The sequence below is a fragment of the Phyllobacterium sp. GQ127 genome (assembly GCF_059758635.1).
In genome coordinates, this window is the sequence record NZ_JCAXDZ010000001.1 from 219,107 (window position 1) to 237,860 (window position 18,754).

The 18,754-nt window shown below is 53.2% G+C and carries 20 protein-coding genes and 1 tRNA gene; 9 read left to right on the forward strand and 12 right to left on the reverse strand.

What is annotated here, in order from left to right:
• The first annotated feature begins 122 nt into the window (after positions 1-122).
• Positions 123-443, forward strand: a complete 321-nt coding sequence (locus tag AC6CHM_RS01125; RefSeq protein WP_008128366.1) for an integration host factor subunit alpha — start codon at positions 123-125, stop codon at positions 441-443.
• Positions 444-704: 261 nt separating this feature from the next.
• Positions 705-1,262 (forward strand): MerR family transcriptional regulator, encoded by a 558-nt coding sequence (locus tag AC6CHM_RS01130; protein ID WP_115052180.1) that lies wholly within the window; start codon positions 705-707, stop codon positions 1,260-1,262.
• Between the two features lie 26 nt (positions 1,263-1,288).
• Here AC6CHM_RS01130 and AC6CHM_RS01135 read toward each other — a convergent pair whose 3' ends face one another.
• The 3 genes from AC6CHM_RS01135 to AC6CHM_RS01145 form a co-directional block, all read right to left on the reverse strand.
• Positions 1,289-1,618 (reverse strand): hypothetical protein, encoded by a 330-nt coding sequence (locus AC6CHM_RS01135; RefSeq protein ID WP_498171657.1) that lies wholly within the window; start codon positions 1,616-1,618, stop codon positions 1,289-1,291.
• Between the two features lie 17 nt (positions 1,619-1,635).
• The gene (locus AC6CHM_RS01140) at positions 1,636-1,887 is read right to left on the reverse strand and encodes a hypothetical protein (RefSeq protein ID WP_336441887.1); all 252 of its coding nucleotides are present in this window, start codon (positions 1,885-1,887) and stop codon (positions 1,636-1,638) included.
• 152 nt (positions 1,888-2,039) lie between these two features.
• A complete protein-coding gene (locus tag AC6CHM_RS01145) occupies positions 2,040-2,744 on the reverse strand; it encodes a DUF899 family protein (protein WP_307284208.1) in 705 nt (234 codons plus the stop codon).
• 288 nt (positions 2,745-3,032) lie between these two features.
• On the opposite strand from AC6CHM_RS01145, the gene AC6CHM_RS01150 reads away from it, so the two are divergent.
• The 3 genes from AC6CHM_RS01150 to AC6CHM_RS01160 all read left to right on the forward strand — a co-directional run bounded on the left by AC6CHM_RS01150 (position 3,033) and on the right by AC6CHM_RS01160 (position 4,528).
• On the forward strand, positions 3,033-3,392 hold the full coding sequence (locus tag AC6CHM_RS01150; protein WP_354344838.1) for a DUF982 domain-containing protein: 360 nt from the start codon (positions 3,033-3,035) through the stop codon (positions 3,390-3,392).
• A gap of 180 nt (positions 3,393-3,572) precedes the next feature.
• Positions 3,573-3,649, forward strand: a tRNA-Pro gene (locus tag AC6CHM_RS01155).
• A 156-nt stretch (positions 3,650-3,805) separates the two neighbouring features.
• Positions 3,806-4,528: a pentapeptide repeat-containing protein gene (locus AC6CHM_RS01160; protein ID WP_307284213.1), complete on the forward strand. Its 723-nt coding sequence runs from the start codon at positions 3,806-3,808 to the stop codon at positions 4,526-4,528.
• 11 nt (positions 4,529-4,539) lie between these two features.
• On the opposite strand, the gene AC6CHM_RS01165 is transcribed toward AC6CHM_RS01160, so the two are convergent.
• The 5 genes from AC6CHM_RS01165 to AC6CHM_RS01185 form a co-directional block, all read right to left on the reverse strand.
• Entirely contained in the window at positions 4,540-4,722 is a 183-nt protein-coding gene (locus tag AC6CHM_RS01165; protein WP_307284217.1) for a hypothetical protein, read from the reverse strand.
• Positions 4,723-4,935: 213 nt separating this feature from the next.
• On the reverse strand, positions 4,936-6,177 hold the full coding sequence (locus AC6CHM_RS01170) for an O-antigen ligase family protein (protein WP_307284221.1): 1,242 nt from the start codon (positions 6,175-6,177) through the stop codon (positions 4,936-4,938).
• Positions 6,174-7,712, reverse strand: a complete 1,539-nt coding sequence (locus AC6CHM_RS01175) for an undecaprenyl-phosphate glucose phosphotransferase (protein WP_115051708.1) — start codon at positions 7,710-7,712, stop codon at positions 6,174-6,176. Before AC6CHM_RS01175 ends, AC6CHM_RS01170 begins: the two co-directional genes overlap by 4 nt.
• A gap of 45 nt (positions 7,713-7,757) precedes the next feature.
• Positions 7,758-8,894 (reverse strand): glycosyltransferase, encoded by a 1,137-nt coding sequence (locus tag AC6CHM_RS01180; RefSeq protein WP_498171663.1) that lies wholly within the window; start codon positions 8,892-8,894, stop codon positions 7,758-7,760.
• A gap of 9 nt (positions 8,895-8,903) precedes the next feature.
• Positions 8,904-9,425: a polysaccharide biosynthesis/export family protein gene (locus tag AC6CHM_RS01185; protein WP_336441926.1), complete on the reverse strand. Its 522-nt coding sequence runs from the start codon at positions 9,423-9,425 to the stop codon at positions 8,904-8,906.
• 220 nt (positions 9,426-9,645) lie between these two features.
• On the opposite strand from AC6CHM_RS01185, the gene AC6CHM_RS01190 reads away from it, so the two are divergent.
• Complete coding sequence (locus AC6CHM_RS01190) at positions 9,646-11,811, forward strand: GumC family protein (protein ID WP_337353844.1); 2,166 nt, start codon at positions 9,646-9,648, stop codon at positions 11,809-11,811.
• Here the strand turns inward: AC6CHM_RS01190 and AC6CHM_RS01195 are convergent.
• Complete coding sequence (locus AC6CHM_RS01195; protein WP_498171665.1) at positions 11,808-12,944, reverse strand: GNAT family N-acetyltransferase; 1,137 nt, start codon at positions 12,942-12,944, stop codon at positions 11,808-11,810. The two genes, AC6CHM_RS01190 and AC6CHM_RS01195, sit on opposite strands and share 4 nt — an antisense overlap.
• 122 nt (positions 12,945-13,066) lie before the next feature.
• Here AC6CHM_RS01195 and AC6CHM_RS01200 point away from each other — a divergent pair, with 122 nt between their 5' ends.
• Positions 13,067-14,119, forward strand: coding sequence for a polysaccharide deacetylase family protein (locus tag AC6CHM_RS01200; RefSeq protein WP_336441878.1), 1,053 nt, complete (start codon positions 13,067-13,069; stop codon positions 14,117-14,119).
• Positions 14,120-14,123: 4 nt separating this feature from the next.
• On the opposite strand, the gene AC6CHM_RS01205 is transcribed toward AC6CHM_RS01200, so the two are convergent.
• Positions 14,124-14,339 carry a DUF2842 domain-containing protein gene (locus tag AC6CHM_RS01205; RefSeq protein WP_115051702.1) on the reverse strand — a complete coding sequence of 72 codons (216 nt, stop codon included), beginning with the start codon at positions 14,337-14,339 and terminating at the stop codon, positions 14,124-14,126.
• A gap of 160 nt (positions 14,340-14,499) precedes the next feature.
• On the opposite strand from AC6CHM_RS01205, the gene AC6CHM_RS01210 reads away from it, so the two are divergent.
• Both AC6CHM_RS01210 and arsK read left to right on the forward strand, forming a co-directional pair.
• Positions 14,500-15,597, forward strand: coding sequence for a COX15/CtaA family protein (locus tag AC6CHM_RS01210; RefSeq protein WP_115051701.1), 1,098 nt, complete (start codon positions 14,500-14,502; stop codon positions 15,595-15,597).
• A 79-nt stretch (positions 15,598-15,676) separates the two neighbouring features.
• Entirely contained in the window at positions 15,677-16,900 is a 1,224-nt protein-coding gene (gene arsK / locus AC6CHM_RS01215) for an arsenite efflux MFS transporter ArsK (RefSeq protein WP_498171668.1), read from the forward strand.
• Here the strand turns inward: arsK and AC6CHM_RS01220 are convergent.
• Both AC6CHM_RS01220 and argC read right to left on the reverse strand, forming a co-directional pair.
• Positions 16,889-17,743 (reverse strand): aminoglycoside phosphotransferase family protein, encoded by an 855-nt coding sequence (locus AC6CHM_RS01220; RefSeq protein ID WP_498171669.1) that lies wholly within the window; start codon positions 17,741-17,743, stop codon positions 16,889-16,891. The two genes, arsK and AC6CHM_RS01220, sit on opposite strands and share 12 nt — an antisense overlap.
• On the reverse strand, positions 17,736-18,671 hold the full coding sequence (gene argC, locus AC6CHM_RS01225) for an N-acetyl-gamma-glutamyl-phosphate reductase (protein WP_337353848.1): 936 nt from the start codon (positions 18,669-18,671) through the stop codon (positions 17,736-17,738). The genes AC6CHM_RS01220 and argC overlap by 8 nt, the downstream gene beginning before the upstream one ends.
• Positions 18,672-18,754: the final 83 nt, after the last annotated feature.

The window sequence follows — 18,754 nt, forward strand, 5'->3', positions numbered from 1 at the left end:
AATCCGGTTGGGTTGGCAGATTAGGTAACGAAGTTCCCCATCCTGCTTGCCCGATCAGTTTTCATCCTATAACTTCCGCTGTCACCGATAGTTTTGCAATAAAACGAGAGCTTTGAGATCGTATGGGGGGTAAAACCATTACGCGCGCTGATCTGGCTGAAGCAGTCTATCGCAAGGTAGGGCTTTCACGCACCGAGTCAGCGTCACTTGTCGAAACCATTCTTGACGAGGTTTGTGATGCAATCGTCCGCGGCGAGACCGTAAAACTGTCGTCTTTTGCGACATTTCAGGTCCGGGACAAGAATGAACGGATCGGGCGCAACCCGAAAACAGGTGAGGAGGTTCCGATCCTGCCGCGTCGCGTCATGACATTCAAGGCGTCCAATGTGTTGAAGCAGCGCATTTTGCGTTCGCATCAAACCCGGAAGAAAAAGTCGGCCTGATCGGTACTATCATGCATGCTTGGACGAGATTGCTGTGGGCCGATCTCGGACTGAGCTTGAAAAATTGCTGATAAACCGCTGAAATACACGTCGAATCAGAATTCTCCTTAACGCACCATGCGCTGTAGCATCGGCCAAAAGTGGAATCCGGTTTTCGAGTAAGCCGATGCGAAAATAAGGATGGATTGGGACCTTGCGAAAGCAAGGCTTGGACTATCTGGCGCAAAGGGTGCAGTAACGCTTTGGCTCAAAGGTGGAATCATGGACAAGAGTCCCGACGCATTTAGAACCATCAGCGAAGTTGCCGAAGATCTGGATTTGCCACAGCACGTCCTGCGCTTTTGGGAAACCAGATTCACGCATATCAAGCCAATGAAGCGGGGCGGTGGACGACGTTATTACCGTCCGCTCGACGTCGATCTGCTCAAGGGCATCCGTCATCTTCTTTATGATCAGGGTTATACGATCAAGGGCGTTCAGCGTCTTCTGCGCGAGAACGGCACGCAATTCATCATAGCTCTTGGCAGTGGTGATATTGCTGCGGCAGAGACGATCAGTCAGCAGAAACAGGCTCATGCACGCCAGGAAGAAGCCTTGGCGGCAGAACAGAGCAGGGCTGATGCTGATGAAGAAGCCGCTGTTATGGGCGCGCCAAAAGCGGCGCCACATGGGCGCCGCCTGTTCGGATTGATCAAGGGCGATGATGAAGGGCCTGTAGCTGCCGATGGCAAGCGCTTGTCGAAAGATAATCGCGCTCTGTTGCAGGAAACATTGTTTGATCTTCTTGAATGCAAGCGCCTGCTCGATCAGGTTCGTTAAAGTTTGCCTGTCATATGAACCCGGCACTAGGGCCGGCTTGCCAGCATTCCGATGATAACGCCGAGACCGGCGATCATTACCAATGTCGAAATTGAATTTTGGGTCGGAATGTCACCGATCCGTTTGGCCTGATGACCGATTGCTCCGGCAGCTTGAATACCTCGCCGCCGGATTGTGTGCGCGGTCGAGGAATAGTCTTCATCGTCATCATCTTCGGTAAGGTCATCGAAAACCCTGGCTCCCTTATCCGCCAGCGTTTTCGTTATTGCAGCAAGATCGCGTTTCAACTGGGCGATCTCGCTTTTCAGGCGAGCCTTGTCGGCCTCACTTTGAATTGCATCGGCTATATCGTCCATGATGCTGATCCTTCAAATTAACGGCGTGAGAAGAGACCGATCAACAATGCTGCCCCTGCTACGATGGCGAGGGTGGCAACCGGGTTTTGCTTTGCGGTATCGGCCGCGTAACGTGCTTGTTTAGCCGCAACGCGGCGAACCTCGTCAAACCGCTCGGAGCCCAAATCCGACAGACTTGAAGAAATCTTGGAGATTTCCTTGCGTAATGCAGCAATCTGCGCCTCTACGTCACCCTGCACATCGTCTGCGTTCTTGGAAAATATCGCCATAGTTGAATGCTCCTGTTTAACACACGAGCTATAACGGTGTGGTTCGGCGAATGTTCCGATTTTAATCACCTGGATCAATGCATAGCTTTAGCGGTCATGTTTCGCCATGGCGCTACTGGTCCGTTTGTACCGGTTGATAAGGCCTGTGAGCGTTAGGTTCTGTAGTCAAGTTTGGGATACCAGTCGCTACCCCTTCCTTCGGGTGTCATATCCAGAATGGTCCAAAGCGGCATGGGATCGGGTGCACCTCGCGGATCTTGCCCCGGATCAGCTGTTGCTCCGCCCATTTCGGCACTCCAAAAATGCCGGATGGTGCCGTCCCGCCGGGTAAAAACGTTGATGGCTGTATCGTCCTCGTCATCCGCGCTGACATAGTCCCGGCTGTAGTCTCCTGTCAGATCAGTATAAAGATTGAGGCCCTGCCAGCCGCGCTCTTTCTTGAAAGCGATCAGCCGGTCGATGGGTGATCGCGCGACGACAGCAAGTGCGGCGCGTTGGCCGACATCCTTTGCCTCGCCATCCCAGGATGACAGAAGTGATGTGCACATGGGGCAGGGTCTTTGGCGTTGTGGACCGAACATATAGCTGTAAATGATCAATGTTTGTTTGTCGCCAAACAGGTCGGCAAAGTCCGCAGGTCCGTTTTCTCCCTCAAATTTGTAGGGCCCCGTCACTGTTCCTCCCAGTGGCAAGGCCCGGCGTTGTTGGGCTACGCGTTCAATATGCCTGCGAAGTTCGATCTCCTCCGCAAGCAGGGCATTGCGGGCTTTTCGATATTCTTCGCTTTCATTGGGATAGCGTGCACCATTTTTCAGGGCCAATTCCTGTGCGGGTACGAGCGTTTCATTGCTGTTCATTAGGCATCTCCTCACATGCGTCAAAAACTGCTGTCTGCTGGAAAGGTGAGTTCAAACCCGGTTGGGCCCTCATGCGATTCATCAGCCCACAATAGGTTGATATCAACTTATTGGCAAGTTTCGATAGGAACAATGTCAGGCAGCCACCCGGTTACTGCGAAAAAATCCTTGCAAAATAAGCGTTTCGGGTTGTGGCATTGGACGAAAATGGGCCGGTAATTTGATTACAATTACGCGTCACTCTCGCGTCACGCTGGCCCGCGTATTGGCGGATATATCGACTCACCAATGAGAAAATCAGTTCAGTCTTGGCCATCTGCCAAGGATGGAAGCCCTTTACTGAAAAGAAGGGGATTAAATGGGGTCCCAATGGTTAACCTTGAATTTCTTCCTGTCATCCTGGAAAATAATCAGACCGGTCGGAACGAAACTATTTCGTCAATAAGTGAGGCAGCTGCGTTTTTGCTCAATGGTTGGCCGAAAAAGAGATCTTCTTTGCATCTGGAAGCGCGCGTGGCGTGCTATGAAGCGCAATCCGGCATTGTCTCGGTGAGTGCCGCGCGGACGATATTCGTTGAAGCCGCAATTGAAGCCAATATCTATGTCGGTCAAGAACCTCCTGCCATCCTCGACCAGCGCCGGAACTGACGCGAAATTGCCTGGCATCCGGCGCCAAGCTCCTTGGATGGCATGCATTGTGTGGAGTTTGTCTTATTTCTTTGGCTTTAGGTATTGCTATAAAAAGCTCAGTAATCTAGGGATTTCGCCGTGATTGCGTATCTTGCATCTGAGCAAAGCTTGGTTGCACCACGCACTTATAGAAAATGTCGGAGTGTAGCGCAGCCCGGTAGCGCACTTGACTGGGGGTCAAGGGGTCGTCGGTTCGAATCCGGCCACTCCGACCATTTTCTGTAGGAATCACAAAAGCCTAGTATAGTTTCAAAGCGGAATAAGGTTCGGCATTGCTTGCCCTGCCTTTTTTGCCATTTGCACTGTTATTGTGTGACACTCAGCGCTACTTAAATAATATGACTGGTCAAATGGGTCATGGGAGCGAATGAATGCGTATTGTCACCAATCCTCAAATTGCGCGCCGTTTATTGGCATTGCTTGCAGTTATTGCTGGCTTGGCAGTGGCGGGCAGCGCATCAGCTGCACAATGCGGAAGCATGGCGGAGCCGGGGCTTGACTGGAGCGAATGCAACAAGCGCAGCATCATTATCCCTGGAAGTAACCTTGAAGGTGCAAATCTTTCGGGAACCGATTTCACCGGCACGGATTTGAGCACCGCCAATGTGAACAGCGCCAATTTTGAAAAGGCCACGCTGATAAGAGCTTCGCTCGCCGAGGCGTCCGCCACGAAAGCCAACTTCAATCGTATTGAAGCCTATCGCTCAAATTTCACCAAACTGTCTGCCGCCAGTGCCACATTCGCCAGTTCGGAGTTGCAGCGCGCAAATTTCACGCAGGCGGATTTGTCATCGGCCAATTTGGCCAAAGCCGAGCTTGGGCGTGCCATTTTCCAGAAGGCCAATCTTTCAGGCGTCAATTTCAGTCTGGCCAATCTCTCGCGCGCTGATCTGACGGGTGCGACGACCGAAGGAACGCTGAACTTTGACAAGGCGTTCATGTTTCGCACGCGAATAGAAGGACTTGATCTTTCATCATCCAAGGGTCTGCAGCAGGCACAGCTTGATCTGGCATGTGGCGATAGCGCGACGAAGCTACCACAAGGGCTGACCGCACCAGCCAATTGGCCTTGTCCGCCCGAGCAACCCGATTAGGCAAGCAGGCGTCAGCGATGTGAGTTTTTGCGCCTGATAAGAATTGCGTTCACAGTGAAACTTGCGATGGCATCCACATCGCGGTTGCCGATGATAAAGGCAGCGCGAACAAACCGAATGAGTGAACTGCGCTCATGTTTGTTCTCTTCGCAAATTCCCAATTTTGCAGCGGCAATATCGAGCGCCTGCTGCATAAGTTCACCATCAGAAGTGGAATAGTTTGGGTTATTCTTTTTTAAAAAATCGACTATGGCCTTCATCCTGTTTCTGGATTTTGCTGGTAGAAATGCCTTATTGAACTAAAAAACCAGCTGAAGTCGATTCATTCAATTGCAGAAAACGACAGCAATTCGTTAAAAACGCGCGCATTGTGCTATTTTCAGTTGCAGGACATGGCAGTATTACTGTCATTTTTCTTGGCGTTTATTTGCCACCTCAAGCGCAACGCATCCCCATATAACCCCGACCAGCAGATAAAAATGGCGCCAATGGTCTGTATCGATAACGTTTCCCACCACCACATGTGTGAGGTAGGCAAGATAAGCGCATAGGAGATATGGCTGCCAGGGCCGGTCACGGAAAAGGATGCGTAACCCAAGTCCGAGAGTGAGCATGGTGAGCAGCAAATAACTGGCAAAACCGATCCAACCATAATCCAGCAGTGCTTTAAGCCAGATATTATGTGTGTCTTCGCCATAGATGGGGCCAAACTCCAACGGCCCAATGCCGAGAGGGTGGTCGATAGACATTAATAAACCATACCAGTGGCGGGCGAAGCGACCGAACTGCGCATCATCATAATCCTGAACCAGTTGTGCACGCGCATTGAAAAGCTCGGCCACGCTGGGGATCTGCAATGCGATGACAATTGCAATCAATGCCAGCGCAACGGCCACGATCGCCATGATGATGATCCGCAGGCGAAACAACGGGCTGGGGTTGTGAATGAACAGCAGCAGCGCCATCCCGGCAATGATGAGCAGCGCCATGCCCCACGCCGCCCGTGAAAATGAGAGAAAGATTGCCAGTGTCAAAATCAGAATTGGTACGAGGCGCAAGGGCAGGGCGCGCAAACTTCCCGCCAATATGCCGTGCAATAACCAGGCAAAGGGCAGCATGAGAAATGGCCCGAAAACATTCGGATCCTGAAAAGCACCCATCGCCCGTCCGTAGCGCGTAAAGAGCTCTGAGCCGGGAAAGGCATTGAAATAGCCGAGAATGCCGAGCAGTGAGGTACATATCGCTGCCAGCACATAACCGCCAAAGATGATGTTGAGCACGCGGTAGTCGTTTTTAACTATGGCAGCGAAGAAGACGGACGTCAGCGACAAGAACAGCGATACGGCGAGATACATGGGTGCGGTTTTCAGATCGGACATCTGTCCCATCGAGATAACGCCGCCAATATTGAAGATCACCAATATGGCAAGAAGCGCGCCGCTAACCTGCGAGAGCCTGAGGCCGAACAAGGCCCAAATCGCGATCAGGCCCGCCATGTAAAGTTCGTATGGAGCAGGCTCGTCGATGACGAAACCACTCAGGAATACACCGAAACCCACCGCAAAATTCGAAATGAGCCGGATGAGCGCGCGGTTCTTGGTGGCGCGGTCTATCCCGCTTGGTAAGTCGCGATGCGCAACAGTGCTCAATAGGCGTTGTCCGTATTCAGCAGGCGTATGGGGGTAAGCAGCAGAATTTTCAGATCAAACCAAAGCGACCAGTTTTCAATATAATAAAGATCGAACTCCGTGCGCATCTTGATCTTGTCGTCCGAGTCGATCTCTCCGCGCCAGCCGTTAATTTGGGCCCACCCTGTCACGCCTGGTTTAACCCGGTGCCGGGCAAAGTAGCCATCCACCACATCATTGTAGAGAAGATTGTGGGAGTGGGCCGCTATGGCGTGAGGACGAGGCCCGACAAGCGACAGGGTCCCCATCAGCGAGTTGAAAAATTGGGGCAGTTCATCGATGGAAGTCTTGCGGATGAAACGACCCACACGAGTGACACGCGGATCATTTTTGACAACTGCGTTGCGCGCCGTCGGGTCGCACATTTCCGTATACATGGAACGGAATTTCCAGACCTCGATGATCTCATTATTGAAGCCGTGGCGCTGTTGCTTGAAAATGACAGAACCCTTGCTTTCCAGTCTGATCGCAAGCGCTGTAGCCAGCATGATCGGGCTGAAAACGAGAATGCCGAAGAGACTGAAGAAGATGTCAAAAGCGCGTTTGGCGACCGAGTCCCAATCATTGATCGGCTTGTCAAACAGATCGATCATCGCCACTGAGCCGATATAGGAATAAGCGCGTGGGCGGAATTGCAAATGATTGTTGTGGGCCGATAGTCTTATGTCGACCGGCAGTACCCAGAGCTTCTTCAAAAGCGAGAGTACGCGCTCTTCAGCCGTTATAGGCAGGCAAACGATGAGCATATCGATATGCGCTATCCGCGCAAACTCGATGAGCTCTGAAATATTACCAAGCTTCGGGTAACCAGCAACAATAGGCGGTGAACGTTTTGCGTCGCGATCGTCAAAGACCCCGCAAATGCGGATATCATTATAGGGTTGCTGCTCGATGGAACGGATGAGGTCTTCGGCGGGTTTGCCGCCACCGACGAGAACGGCCCGCCGCTCCATCTTGCCATTACGTGCCCAGCGCCGGATCAACCGGGACATGATGAGCCGAAATGCAACAAACAAAACCAGTCCGCAAAGAAACCAGGCGCCAAACCAGACACGCGAATAGTCTTCGGATATTTTGAGGAAGAAGGCTGCCAGCGACATCATCGCGAAAACGCCCGACCATATGATGACAAGCCGCCCGAACTTGCTGAAAGGATCGCGCATCGTGGCAAGCTGGTAACTGTCGCTCAGCTCCAACATGAAAACAGTCGCGGTTGCGGTGACCACGACTGCCAGCAAATAGTGCAGAAACAAGCTCGGCGATGCGCCCACATAGAAAATATAGATCGCGATGCCCGTAACCGCCACGATCATGAACTCGATGATCCGCATGATACCGCTGATCATTACCGGCGAGTTGGTTGATTGCGCATATTGTGACGCAATCGTGTAGGCGACAGGGCTCAGGCTGCTTTTGCCCGTTGAAGATTCTTCATCGGACACCAGATTACGAACGGACTCGCGAGTGAGCTTCGGTTTTGCGTTGTTATCTCTCATAATACTACCTTAGGTAGCATATAGGCACTAAGAAAGGTTTGATAATTAGTGACCAAGTGAAACGAAATATTCGGTTTCCAACCGGGCTGCCATACTGCTGGCGCTGAAGTTCTTTTTCAGATCGTCCATATCCGGCAGGACGGTGCGATAGGCTGCAACATCGCCAATGGCAGTCAGTATTTTCTGGGCAAGTTCGGTTGCGTCGGGCCTGACCAGTGCCAGCGATTGATCGCCCAGAATTTCTGGAATTCCACCCACCCGGCTGGCGATCAACGCCTTTCCAGCTGCCAATGCCTCCAGAACAATATAGGGCAAGGCTTCAGCGCGCGAAGGCACCACCACAATTTTTGCAAGGCGGAAAGCGTCTCTGGCCTTCATGGGAGGCAGGAACCTTATGTCGGTCTGCTCCCGTATCAATACGGCCTGTTCCACCAGTGATGCGCGGTCTCTCCCATCACCAACAATAACGGCAGTAAACTTCCGCGCGCTTGCTTTGCTGGCCTTTGCGAGAGCCTCAATGAAAATATCGGGCCCTTTCAGCGCGCGTAATTCTCCGATGAACAGAAAATCTGCGGCATTGTCGTTCTCGACGACCGGATCAAACTCTTGTGCGGACAGCCCATTATGGATCAAAGCATTGGGGCAGTGGGGCTCTCCAACTTTCCGCACATAGGTTTCGCGCTCGAACTTTGAAACAAATATAATGCGATCCGTCATTCGCTCCATCAGCCGCTCGATCCGGAAAATCAGTTTTCCGGAAAGTTTCGTCGGATCGTAATGGAGACTACCGCCATGCGGCGAATAAAAACGGGCAACGCTTGCACCAGATACCCGTAACAGCGAGCCGAATATTCTTGCATAGGTGCCGCCTTTGGCGCCGTGCCCATGCAGAATCTCAGGCTTCAATTTCTTGATTGTCTTGTATGTCCTGAATGCCGCTACGGCATCGCGGAACCCAATCTGCCTTTGCATTGGAATACGCGTTAGTCCCAAAGCCAGCCCGACGCCAAGTTCGGCGAGGAGTTGTTCCTCAAGTTCGCTTCCAATTGTTGCGTCGCAGATTACGCCAACTTGATGCCCCGCGGCATTCTGCGCAGCAACCAGATCGCGGACATGCCGAAAGACGCCACCTACGGGAGCCCTGAAGCAATGAACAATACGGAGTGACCGGCTGGTCTTCATGTGCGCCGATCAGAAAAAGCGTTCGCGCACGTAGATCGTGTCGCCGGGCAATACCTGATCTGAGATAGTCACACGCCCGGTGAGGCTTTCACCATTAAATTGCCGCGTAATATCGACGTCGCCTTGATTGGCGCGAGCGCTAAATCCACCCGCGGCAGCAATGGCTTTCTGGGCGGTCATGCCCGGAACATAAGAATATTGGCCTGCAGCGCCCACTTCGCCCATGATGAAGATGGGCCGATAGCGATCAATCTCGACGGCAACATCGGGCTCGCGCAAATATCCCTGCTTGAGCTTGGCTGCCACTGCTGCCTCGATCTGCTGGATGGTCTTGCCGCGCGCTGGCACGCTGCCAATCAGCGGAATGGAAATATAGCCGGCCTGATCGACGCTATAGGTGTTGGTAATGCCGTCCTGCTCAAAGACCGTCAGGCGGATTCGGTCACCCGCGTCGAGCATATATGGCTTGTTGATCGCCTCGTTAAATGCAGGCGGCGCTGGGCGATAACTGGCGCAACCACCAAGCGTCATGCAGGCAATGCCGATTGATACCAGAAATATCTGCTTGCTGAACACGATTCGGACCCTAACTTGGCAACGCGCTTGTCGATTCTCTGGGTGCATTATCAATTCATTAGGGTTAATGGCTGGTAAAGCTCGCGATATGAGAAGGCTGTTCTGGGCGCAAAAGTCTTAACTTGGTGGTTACCATAAGTCTTTACCCTTAAGGCATATGGTATGGGGTGATCGCATGGCTCAGGCCAAATCCACAGGCACTGATGTAGACATCGATATGGGTGCGCTGTTTGCCAGTCTATGGCAAAACAAGCGTCGCATCATCATTGGTACATTGCTTGTCACCGTTCTGACCTTCATCGCTCTCTCTATGGTCTCGCCGAAATATCGTGCTGAAACACGTATCCTTATCGAAGCGCGTGAATCCGTATTCACTCGTCCGGCCAATCAGCAGACTGATGATCGTCCTGTGGTTGATCAGGAAGCGATCAAAAGCCAGGTTGAATTGATCGGTTCATCCGATGTTTTGCGCAACGTCATCACCAAGCTTGATCTGGCAAAAAATGCCGAGCTGACCGCAAGCGCCGAACCCTCAATGTTGTCCAGGCTTCTGGATAGTGTGGGGCTTGGCCGTAATTTGAGCGATGAAACGCGTGCAGACTATATTCTTCAGGCACTGCGCGACCGCCTGCTGGTTTACAGTGTTCAGGCGTCCCGCGTTATTGTCGTCCAATTTTCGTCGAAAGATGCGGATTTGTCTGCCTCGGTCGCCAATGCCATCGCAGATGAATACATGGCTATGCAGCAGGCGGCGAAGTCCGAAATAAATACGGATGCCACGGGCTGGCTACAGCCAGAGATCGCGGACTTGAGCAAGCGGGTCAAGGATGCGGAGGCCAAGGTTGCGGCCTATCGCAGTTCGTCCGATCTCTTGATTGGGCAGAATAATGCGGTGCTGGCGACCCAGCAGCTTTCGGAACTTTCCAGTGAATTGTCACGCGTTCGCGCCAACAGGGCCGCAAGCGAAGCGCGCGCAGCAAGCGTACGGGCAGCATTGCAAAGTGGCGCGCAGGCGGAAACCCTGCCGGATGTCATTGCTTCGCCTTTGATCCAGCGGCTGCGCGAACGCCAGGTCCAGCTTAACAACGACATTGCTGACCTGTCAGCTTCACTGCTTAGCGGACATCCCAGAATAAGGGCATTGCGCTCGCAGCTTGCCGACTTGAACAATCAGATACGCCTCGAAGCGCGCAAGGTGCTGGCAAGCCTTGAAAACGAAGCAGAAACTGCGCGCTTGCGTGAGGCAGAGCTGAATCGTTCCCTGAACCAGCTCAAGGCGCAGTCATCGCGGGCCGGTGAGGAAGAAGTGGAGTTGCGGGCGCTGGAACGCGAAGCGACGGCCCAGCGCCAACTGCTCGAATCCTATCTTACGCGTTACCGCGAGGCATCGTCGCGCACAGATCGGGGCTACATGCCTGCTGATGCTCGCATTTTCTCTCGCGCCGATCGCCCAATCGAACCTTACTTCCCCAAAAAGGTTCCGATGACGCTAGCTGCCTTCGTGGCTTCATTGTTGATCTTGAGCATTGGGACCCTTCTCCACGCGCTGTTCAGTGGCCGGGCCTTGCGTCCTGTATCGGGCGCTTATGAAGTGCCGGCTCGGCCCATCGATCAGCCCGCAACCATGTCCCCACCTGTAGCGGCAGTGGCTGCTGTACCGGCCACAGAAGAGATTCAATCTGCATCAGACAAGTCTGCTCCGCTGCCGATCATGCCGGAGACGCTTCAGTCGATAGAAACCGATCATACCAGTGTCGCCATTGTCGCTGATCGAATCATGGCAAGTGGCGCGGCGAGGGCTGTCATCGTCTCGCCAGAGGGCGATGAAGCGTCCGCCTTGACGATCCTGCTGGTGCGCGAACTGGCGGACAGGGGCGTACGCGTGATTCTCGTTGATATGACCGGTTCGCCGGAGATCGGGCGTTCCATGCTGGATAATGGTAGCTTACCCGGCATCACCGATCTGCTCGTCTCTGAAAAACACTTCAGCGATGTTATTCATCTCGATCACTACTCACAGGCCGAAATTATTCCGCTCGGCAATCATGATCCGGTAAAGGCTATGCAATCGGTCGGGCGTCTGCCAATGATTCTGACCGCCTTGCAGTCTGCCTATGATCTGGTTGTCGTCGATAGCGGCCCGTCTACCGTTTCCGAGCTGAAGCATTTGCTGGCTGAGGGCACAGAGCTTATTCTCGGCGTGGTCAATCCGGATGATCCGGACGTGACTGCCACTGCAAAAGCCGTTTATGATGCGCGCTTTCTTGAGCCAAATCTGCTGACGCCCTTCCATCCTGGCGAGTTGTGGCTGGAAGCTGGCAGGCTCGTGCGCCGGGCTTAACTTCGGCGCGCCCCGCGCAACATTGAGCGCAGTTTTTTCACCTTTGCCCAGACAAATTCATTCTGCTTCATCATGCGCACCAGCTTGCGGCGAACCTGAAGCCATACCTGGAAAATCCTGCCCTTTGCTGTAAGGCTGATATCGGTATCATAGGTCGACAGCTCAATATCGCACCAGCTGCGCTTATAGGGTTCATCCCCGATGCCAAAACTATAAATATCTAAATCGGTCTGGCAGCTTGCGGCAATATCTTCAAAGAACAGAAACTCGCCCGGGCTCGTGCTGACCAGATCGTCTTCAGCAATTCCAACGAAATCGATGAAGGTCTGATCTGCAGCATAAGATTTTCCAAGGACTGCACGATATTGCCCGGCAACCTTCAAGGCTTTCAACTGAAAACGCGGCGAGGGCGCGGCGGCTTCCTCCGCAAAAAGCTGCTTGAAGAAGTCCTTCACGCCCGCTGGTTCATAAGTGTTTTTAATCCCCGCCTGTGCCAACCGCGTTGCTTTATGCTCGAAATAATTATCGAGCATCGCATTGGTCTCTTCCGGCGTTGTCGCGGTGATGATGCCGAAGCCGCCTGCATCCTCGAACCGGCGCATATCGTGCCTGTGCTTTTTCTTTTTGCGCTTCGCATTGCCCCTGGCGAGAACCATCTCGAAATTTCCATCCAACGTGATGGCAAGGCTTATATTTGCGTTAACCCTGCTTGGAATTTTTATCAGGGGATTTGCAAAGCCGCCGAGTTCGCCCACCTGACGGGTCAGCGATACAAGGTCGATATCGGGACGCGCATGGTGCAGGGCATCGAAGAGCAAACGAAGCGCGTCCGCCGTAATGTTTTGACCCGGCAAAATGGCGGGAAAATTGCAATTCGCATGAGGGCCGCCAGCATATATCGCGATACGTAGCGGCCCGGTTTGCCGGATTTCCAGCGGCAGGATAAGAACAGGTTGCTCCTCGCAATAAAGCGCCGCGACAAGGCAATCGCGATTGACCAGAGATTGCCAAAGCGCAAGCCAACGCGGCGTTTGCGAGGCTCCCGAGATGAAATCGGCACCAAGTTCAAACCAGGCAGCCTCAACATCCCGGCCATCGATCAGTATTTTTGCTTCAAGCTGCCGATGGTTCATTCTTGCGTTCCACGAAAAGACGATTTACGACGAAGGTATTCGATATATCATCAGCATTCACTATGCTCTATTGGAGCAATAACTATCCTGTTGCTTCTACATAAATCAAAGTTGGTGAAGGAATGGTCCACGCGGCCGATTTAATACGCAAGGCCGTGATGAGGCTGGCTTGGCATAGCGGCTTTGCATCGCGGTCGCGCGCGCGTCTTGGCGGTCTCGGTTCAATCATCATGCTGCACAGGGTGCGGCCGGACTGCACAAGTCCGCTCGGCGTCAATCGTTCGCTCTCAATCTCTCCGGCCTTTCTCGACACAATACTGGTATCCCTTAAGTCGGAAGATATTGAGCTGGTTTCCATGGATGAAGCTGTCGCCCGGATTGCATCCGGCTCAAAGGGCGGGCGCCGTTTTGCGGCGGTCACGCTTGATGATGGCTATAGTGATAATCTCCATCATGCCTATCCGGTCTTTCAAAAGCACCGTGCGCCTTTCACGGTTTATGCAACGCCCGGTCTTATAGAAGGCGCGGCTGTTTTGTGGTGGGAGGTGCTGGAACTTCTCGTCGCCAAGGCTAGCTTCATCAAGGCACCGAACGGCCAGGAATGGCGTTGCGCAACAATGTTCCAGAAGCGCGCGACATTTCACGCCTTGATGCGCTATTTCACCGAAACACTGACCGAACTCCAGCAAATGCCTGTCTTGCGGGAAATGTGTGACGCCCAGAACATGATTTGCGGTGTCGCTGCCGATCGCGATGTTATGAACTGGAAAGAATTGCGTCAGATCGCCACCGATCCGCTATGCACAATCGGCGCGCACTCCGTTCATCACTACAATCTCAAGCGATTGACACCTGAGATGGTTTCTTTCGAAATGCGGCAATCCGCAGATATGCTGGAAGAAAAATTGGGCAAACGACCGCAGCATTTCGCCTATCCCTATGGCTCGGTGAGAGCGGCGGGCGATCGTGAGGCATCATTGGCGGCGCAGGAAGGTTTTGTTTCGGCAGTGACAACCCGTCACGGCACCATCCACGCCGAACATCGGGCTCACATGCATATATTGCCGCGCATTTCGATCAATGGGCGTTTCCAGAAGCTGGTTTATGCGAAAACCATGATGAGTGGTGCGACCACACCTATCGCCAATGCGGGCAGGCGGATTATTCAGGCTTGAGTGCCTAGATTTTGGTCTTGGGCGCCTTCTCCATCCAGCTGATGATGAACATCGCCGGGACCACCCACAATATGCCTGTGCCGAAGAAGTAGAGCAGGTGGATCCACGGGCTGGCATTGCCAAGGAGAGCCACAGCAAAAATTGTCGCGACAATGGCGTAGACGCAGACCAGCGCGACCAGGAAAAATGTTCCGATGAGTTTCTTCAGCCTTACGGGCATATTGCTATCCAATTGAGCGTTAGGTTGATCTATCTGTTAAATCCTCACTCGAAAAGCGAAAAAGCCACGCGAGGCTTGCAAACGCGACGGCGTGTCGCGTAAGCGCCGCTTGTCATGCACTGCAAGATGCTTCACCTATCCGGCTCTAAGGAGTTTTTGCATGGCCGCCCATATTACGTCCGAAGACGCGCTTGTCTTGGTGCAGGATCGCGAAGCGAGAAATCGCCAGCATATCCGTATCTGGTTGTATGTGGTGCTGGTGGTGCTGGCGACCATCGTGTTTGTGGGTGGTGCCACTCGTATGACGGGTTCGGGCCTCTCCATCACCGAATGGAAGCCGATCCACGGTATTATTCCGCCTATTGGATATGACCAGTGGATGGAAGAGTTCGATAAGTACAGGCAGATTCCGCAGTATCAGCAATTGAACAAAGGCATGAGCCTGTTTGAGTTCAAGCAGATTTTCTGGTGGGAGTGGTCTCATAGGTTCCTTGCTCGGGGCGTTGGTTTTCTTGTTGCCCTGCCGCTGGCTTTCTTTTGGCTTACGGGCCGACTCGAGCGACGCCTCAGATGGCCCATGATTGGTATTTTGGCGCTAGGCGGTCTGCAAGGTGCCGTAGGCTGGTGGATGGTCGCCTCAGGGCTGGCTGTTCGGGTCGATGTCAGCCAATACCGTCTCGCTACACATTTGACTTTGGCTTGCATTATTTTCGCAGCCGTCATGTACGTGGCAAGAGGTTTGGCGGTCTATACTGAAAAACCGGCAGATCGCCCCATTCAGCGCTTTTCCGGCTGGCTGGTCGTGCTTGTATTCATTCAGATTTATCTTGGCGCCCTCGTTGCTGGCCTTGATGCGGGGCTGTCCTACAATACCTGGCCGCTAATGGATGGCTCAATCATCCCGGGCGACATGTTTCCTATTCAGCCGATTTGGCACAATTTCTTTGAAAACCCGAAGACTGTGCAATTCGTCCATCGCATCTTTGCTTATTTCGTCTTTGCCATGGCGATCTGGCATGCTTTCTCAACCACGCGCATGGCGCCTGAGACAACGCATGCCCGACGTGCAGTTTTCTTCGCGCTGCTGGTCGCTGCTCAGGCCGCAATCGGCATTACCACGTTGCTTATGCAAGTGCCGATCGGGCTCGGATTGCTTCATCAGCTTTTTGCAATTGTTCTGCTTGGCTTTGCTGTGGCGCATTGGCGCGCAACAAAAGGCGCATATCCGCTTGAAACGAAGATTGTACAAGGAAACTGACTGCTTACAGTGAGAGACTCAGTTAGTTTGCAGGTCCTGACGCTAACCCTGTTAAGCATGCATATCGGAAACTAAAATTATGATCATCAGTGCGAGGCGGTCGCTGGCTACGGTAGTTGGCCTCGGTATCACGCAGATCATCGGTTATGGTACGCTTTTCTATAGTTTCAGTATTCTGGCTCCGGTTGTAGGGCAGGAGTTTGCTCAGACCCGAGAATGGCTGTTTGCGGCGTTTTCCGGAACGCTGTTGATTGGCGGCATTGTATCGCCATGGTCAGGTCGCTGGGCAGACAGGTTTGGGGCAGGGCGCGTCATGACCCTCGGCTCACTGGCTGCGGCGCTCTCCCTTGTTTTTTGCGCTGTCTCAACCAATTGGTGGATGTTTGCGGCCGCTTTGGTCACAACAGGCATAGCCACGCCTTTCATCCTTTATAACACTGCCTTTGCCGTACTGGTACAAGTAGACCCACAGCTCGCGCCGCGCCGGATAACCTATTTGACGTTGATGGGCGGTTTCTCGTCGACACTGTTCTGGCCGCTTGCCACAGCACTTTTGGACACCTTCACCTGGCGCGAAATCTTCCTGTTTTACGCCGTTTTGCAAGTCGCAGTCTGCTTCCCCATCCACTTCTGGCTGTCACAAATGACACGGCGCTCGGCGAAGATGACGCACAATGCTTCGCCTCAACCGCCCCACGCGATGGAGGCTGGCGGCTCGCTACAATATGATGATCGCAAAACTGCTCTTGTTCTTTTGGCAATGGGTTTTTCGCTGACGAGCTTCTCGCTTTCATCAATGCTTATTCATTTTGTACCAGTGCTCGGCGCGGTTGGGCTAGGCGCTTCCTCCGCAGTCTTCGTCGGGACGATGTTTGGACCGGCGCAATTTGCAAGCCGCCTCATCAATATGCTTATGGGTGGCCGGTTCTCTGCGATGACCATCGCAATCGTTTCCACGGTAATGATCCCACTCGCATTCATGATGTTGCTGCTGCCAGCACCCATACCTTTAGTTGCCGGAGCGGTCATGTTCGCTATTCTGTTTGGCATGGGATCGGGATTGAACAGCATCGTGCAGGGCACATTGCCGTTAGCGTTGTTCGGTCATCAGGGCTATGGCGAAATTCTCGGCAAAATCACCTCGTCTCGCCTGATCGTTTCTTCGGTGGCGCCTTTCATTTTTGCATTTCTGCTTGAGCATTTCGGGCCGACGGCAGCGCTCGTTGTCGTCGCCATTATCGCTACGCTGGGGGTCATGACATTCGTCGTGGTGGCAAGACTCGTAAAACGTTCAGGCGGCTGAGGCGAGCACCTCGCGGATAGTCGTCGCCACGGCAAGGCTGCGATCTCGCTCTTCGTGGTTCTTGTCTTCATCATGCCATGAAGCAGATAGGCATGCATGCGCCATGCCGAATTCCAGATAGTCTTTGCGATCACGCCTGAGCACGTCTTCGAAAATCTTCGCCATGGTGGCCACGCGTTTCGGATCAGTACGCAGGTCAGTCCGTTCCACCGGATTGTAAAACATATTGGCGGCATCATAGGCCGGGTCGCCCAGCAATGCCTGCGGATCGATAACCAACCAGCCACGTTTGCCAAAAAGAATGTTCTCATGGTGTATGTCACCATGCAGCGGCTGAATATCACGTTGGTTGTCGAGCAACCGGTCTGCAATTGCGGCCACGTCTACAAATATACTTCGCTCACCGGCCTTGCGGTCCTTCTCTGCCTTCTTGAAAAGGCTGGAAAATTGTTTCCGCAATGGCACGAAATCCGGTGAAACCGGTTTCTGACTGCGAAAGGTTTCCTGCAATCGCTGGAATAGATCAGTGAAGATCAATGTTGCCGATGAATCGCCATGTTCATTCAGATGATCGAGCAGGGTGCGCGAGCCGCCATATTCCAGCAGGAGATTATTGTCTTGTTGCTTGAGTACGCGCACGCACCCATGGCCATCATGCCATTCAAGATAGTGCGCGCCACGCAACTCATTTTCCATGCCGGTGGCATTCAACTGCTTAACCACAGCCTGCTCACCATTTTCCAACCGCACCATAATGATGCGGCTGGTATGGGTTTCTGTGAACAGTTCGGGTTCAGAAAGATACCATTCGGCTGGCAGGCTTTGCAGAAGATTGTCAGCCATGACCCAACATGAGATCAAGGTTCTGCACTGCCGCGCCCGAAGCGCCTTTTCCGAGATTGTCCAAAAGGGCTACGAGATTGACCTGCCCGGAGCCTTCCGTGCCGAACACGTAGAGCTTCATGATGTCCGTATCGCGCAGTTCTTCAGGGTCTAGACGGGGCAGGGTGGCGCTTGTTTCAAGCGATACGACCTGAACAATATTCTGGCCGTTATAATGAGCGGTCAGCGCAGCGTGGATATCCGCCATCGAAGCATTGCCGTTAAGATCGCTCGTATAGATCGGCACCTGAACAATCATGCCTTGGGCAAAGCGGCCAACGCTCGGGCTGAAGATCGGCTTGCGGTCAAGGCGACCATGCAGCTGCAGTTCCGGAACATGCTTGTGCTTGAGTGGCATTGCATAGAGGAAATGATTGGACGCGATATGGTCTGGCGCGTCAGGGTTTTCCATCTGCGCGATCATCTGCTTGCCACCGCCCGTATAGCCCGAAACCGCATTGACCGAGATCGGATAATCGGCAGGCAATATGCCAGCATCACGCAATGGGCGGATCAGCGAAATCGCGCCGGTGGGATAGCAGCCCGGATTGGCGACAAGCCGCGCTTTGGCGATCTTTTCGCGCTGCGCATTGTCGAGTTCCGCAAAGCCATAGGCCCAGTCAGGGTGAACGCGGTGCGCTGTCGCCGTGTCGATAATCTTGGTGGAATTGTTTCCTTCGAGAATAGCAACGGCTTCCTTTGAAGCCTCATCCGGCAGGCAAAGAATCGCCACATCCGCAGCTTTCAGAAACTCCTCGCGCAAATCCTTGTTACGCCGTTCGGCTTCAGGAATGGAGATGACTTCTAGATCATCGCGCCCCGCAAGCCGGGTGCGAATTTGCAAACCTGTGGTGCCGTGTTCGCCGTCGATAAATATTTTCGGTTTCATCAAAATACCCTTGGAAGCTTTGAATTCAGATAGTTAGCGAGAAAAGCGGATTCAATGTGGGAGGTTGCCGAAAATCAAATTTA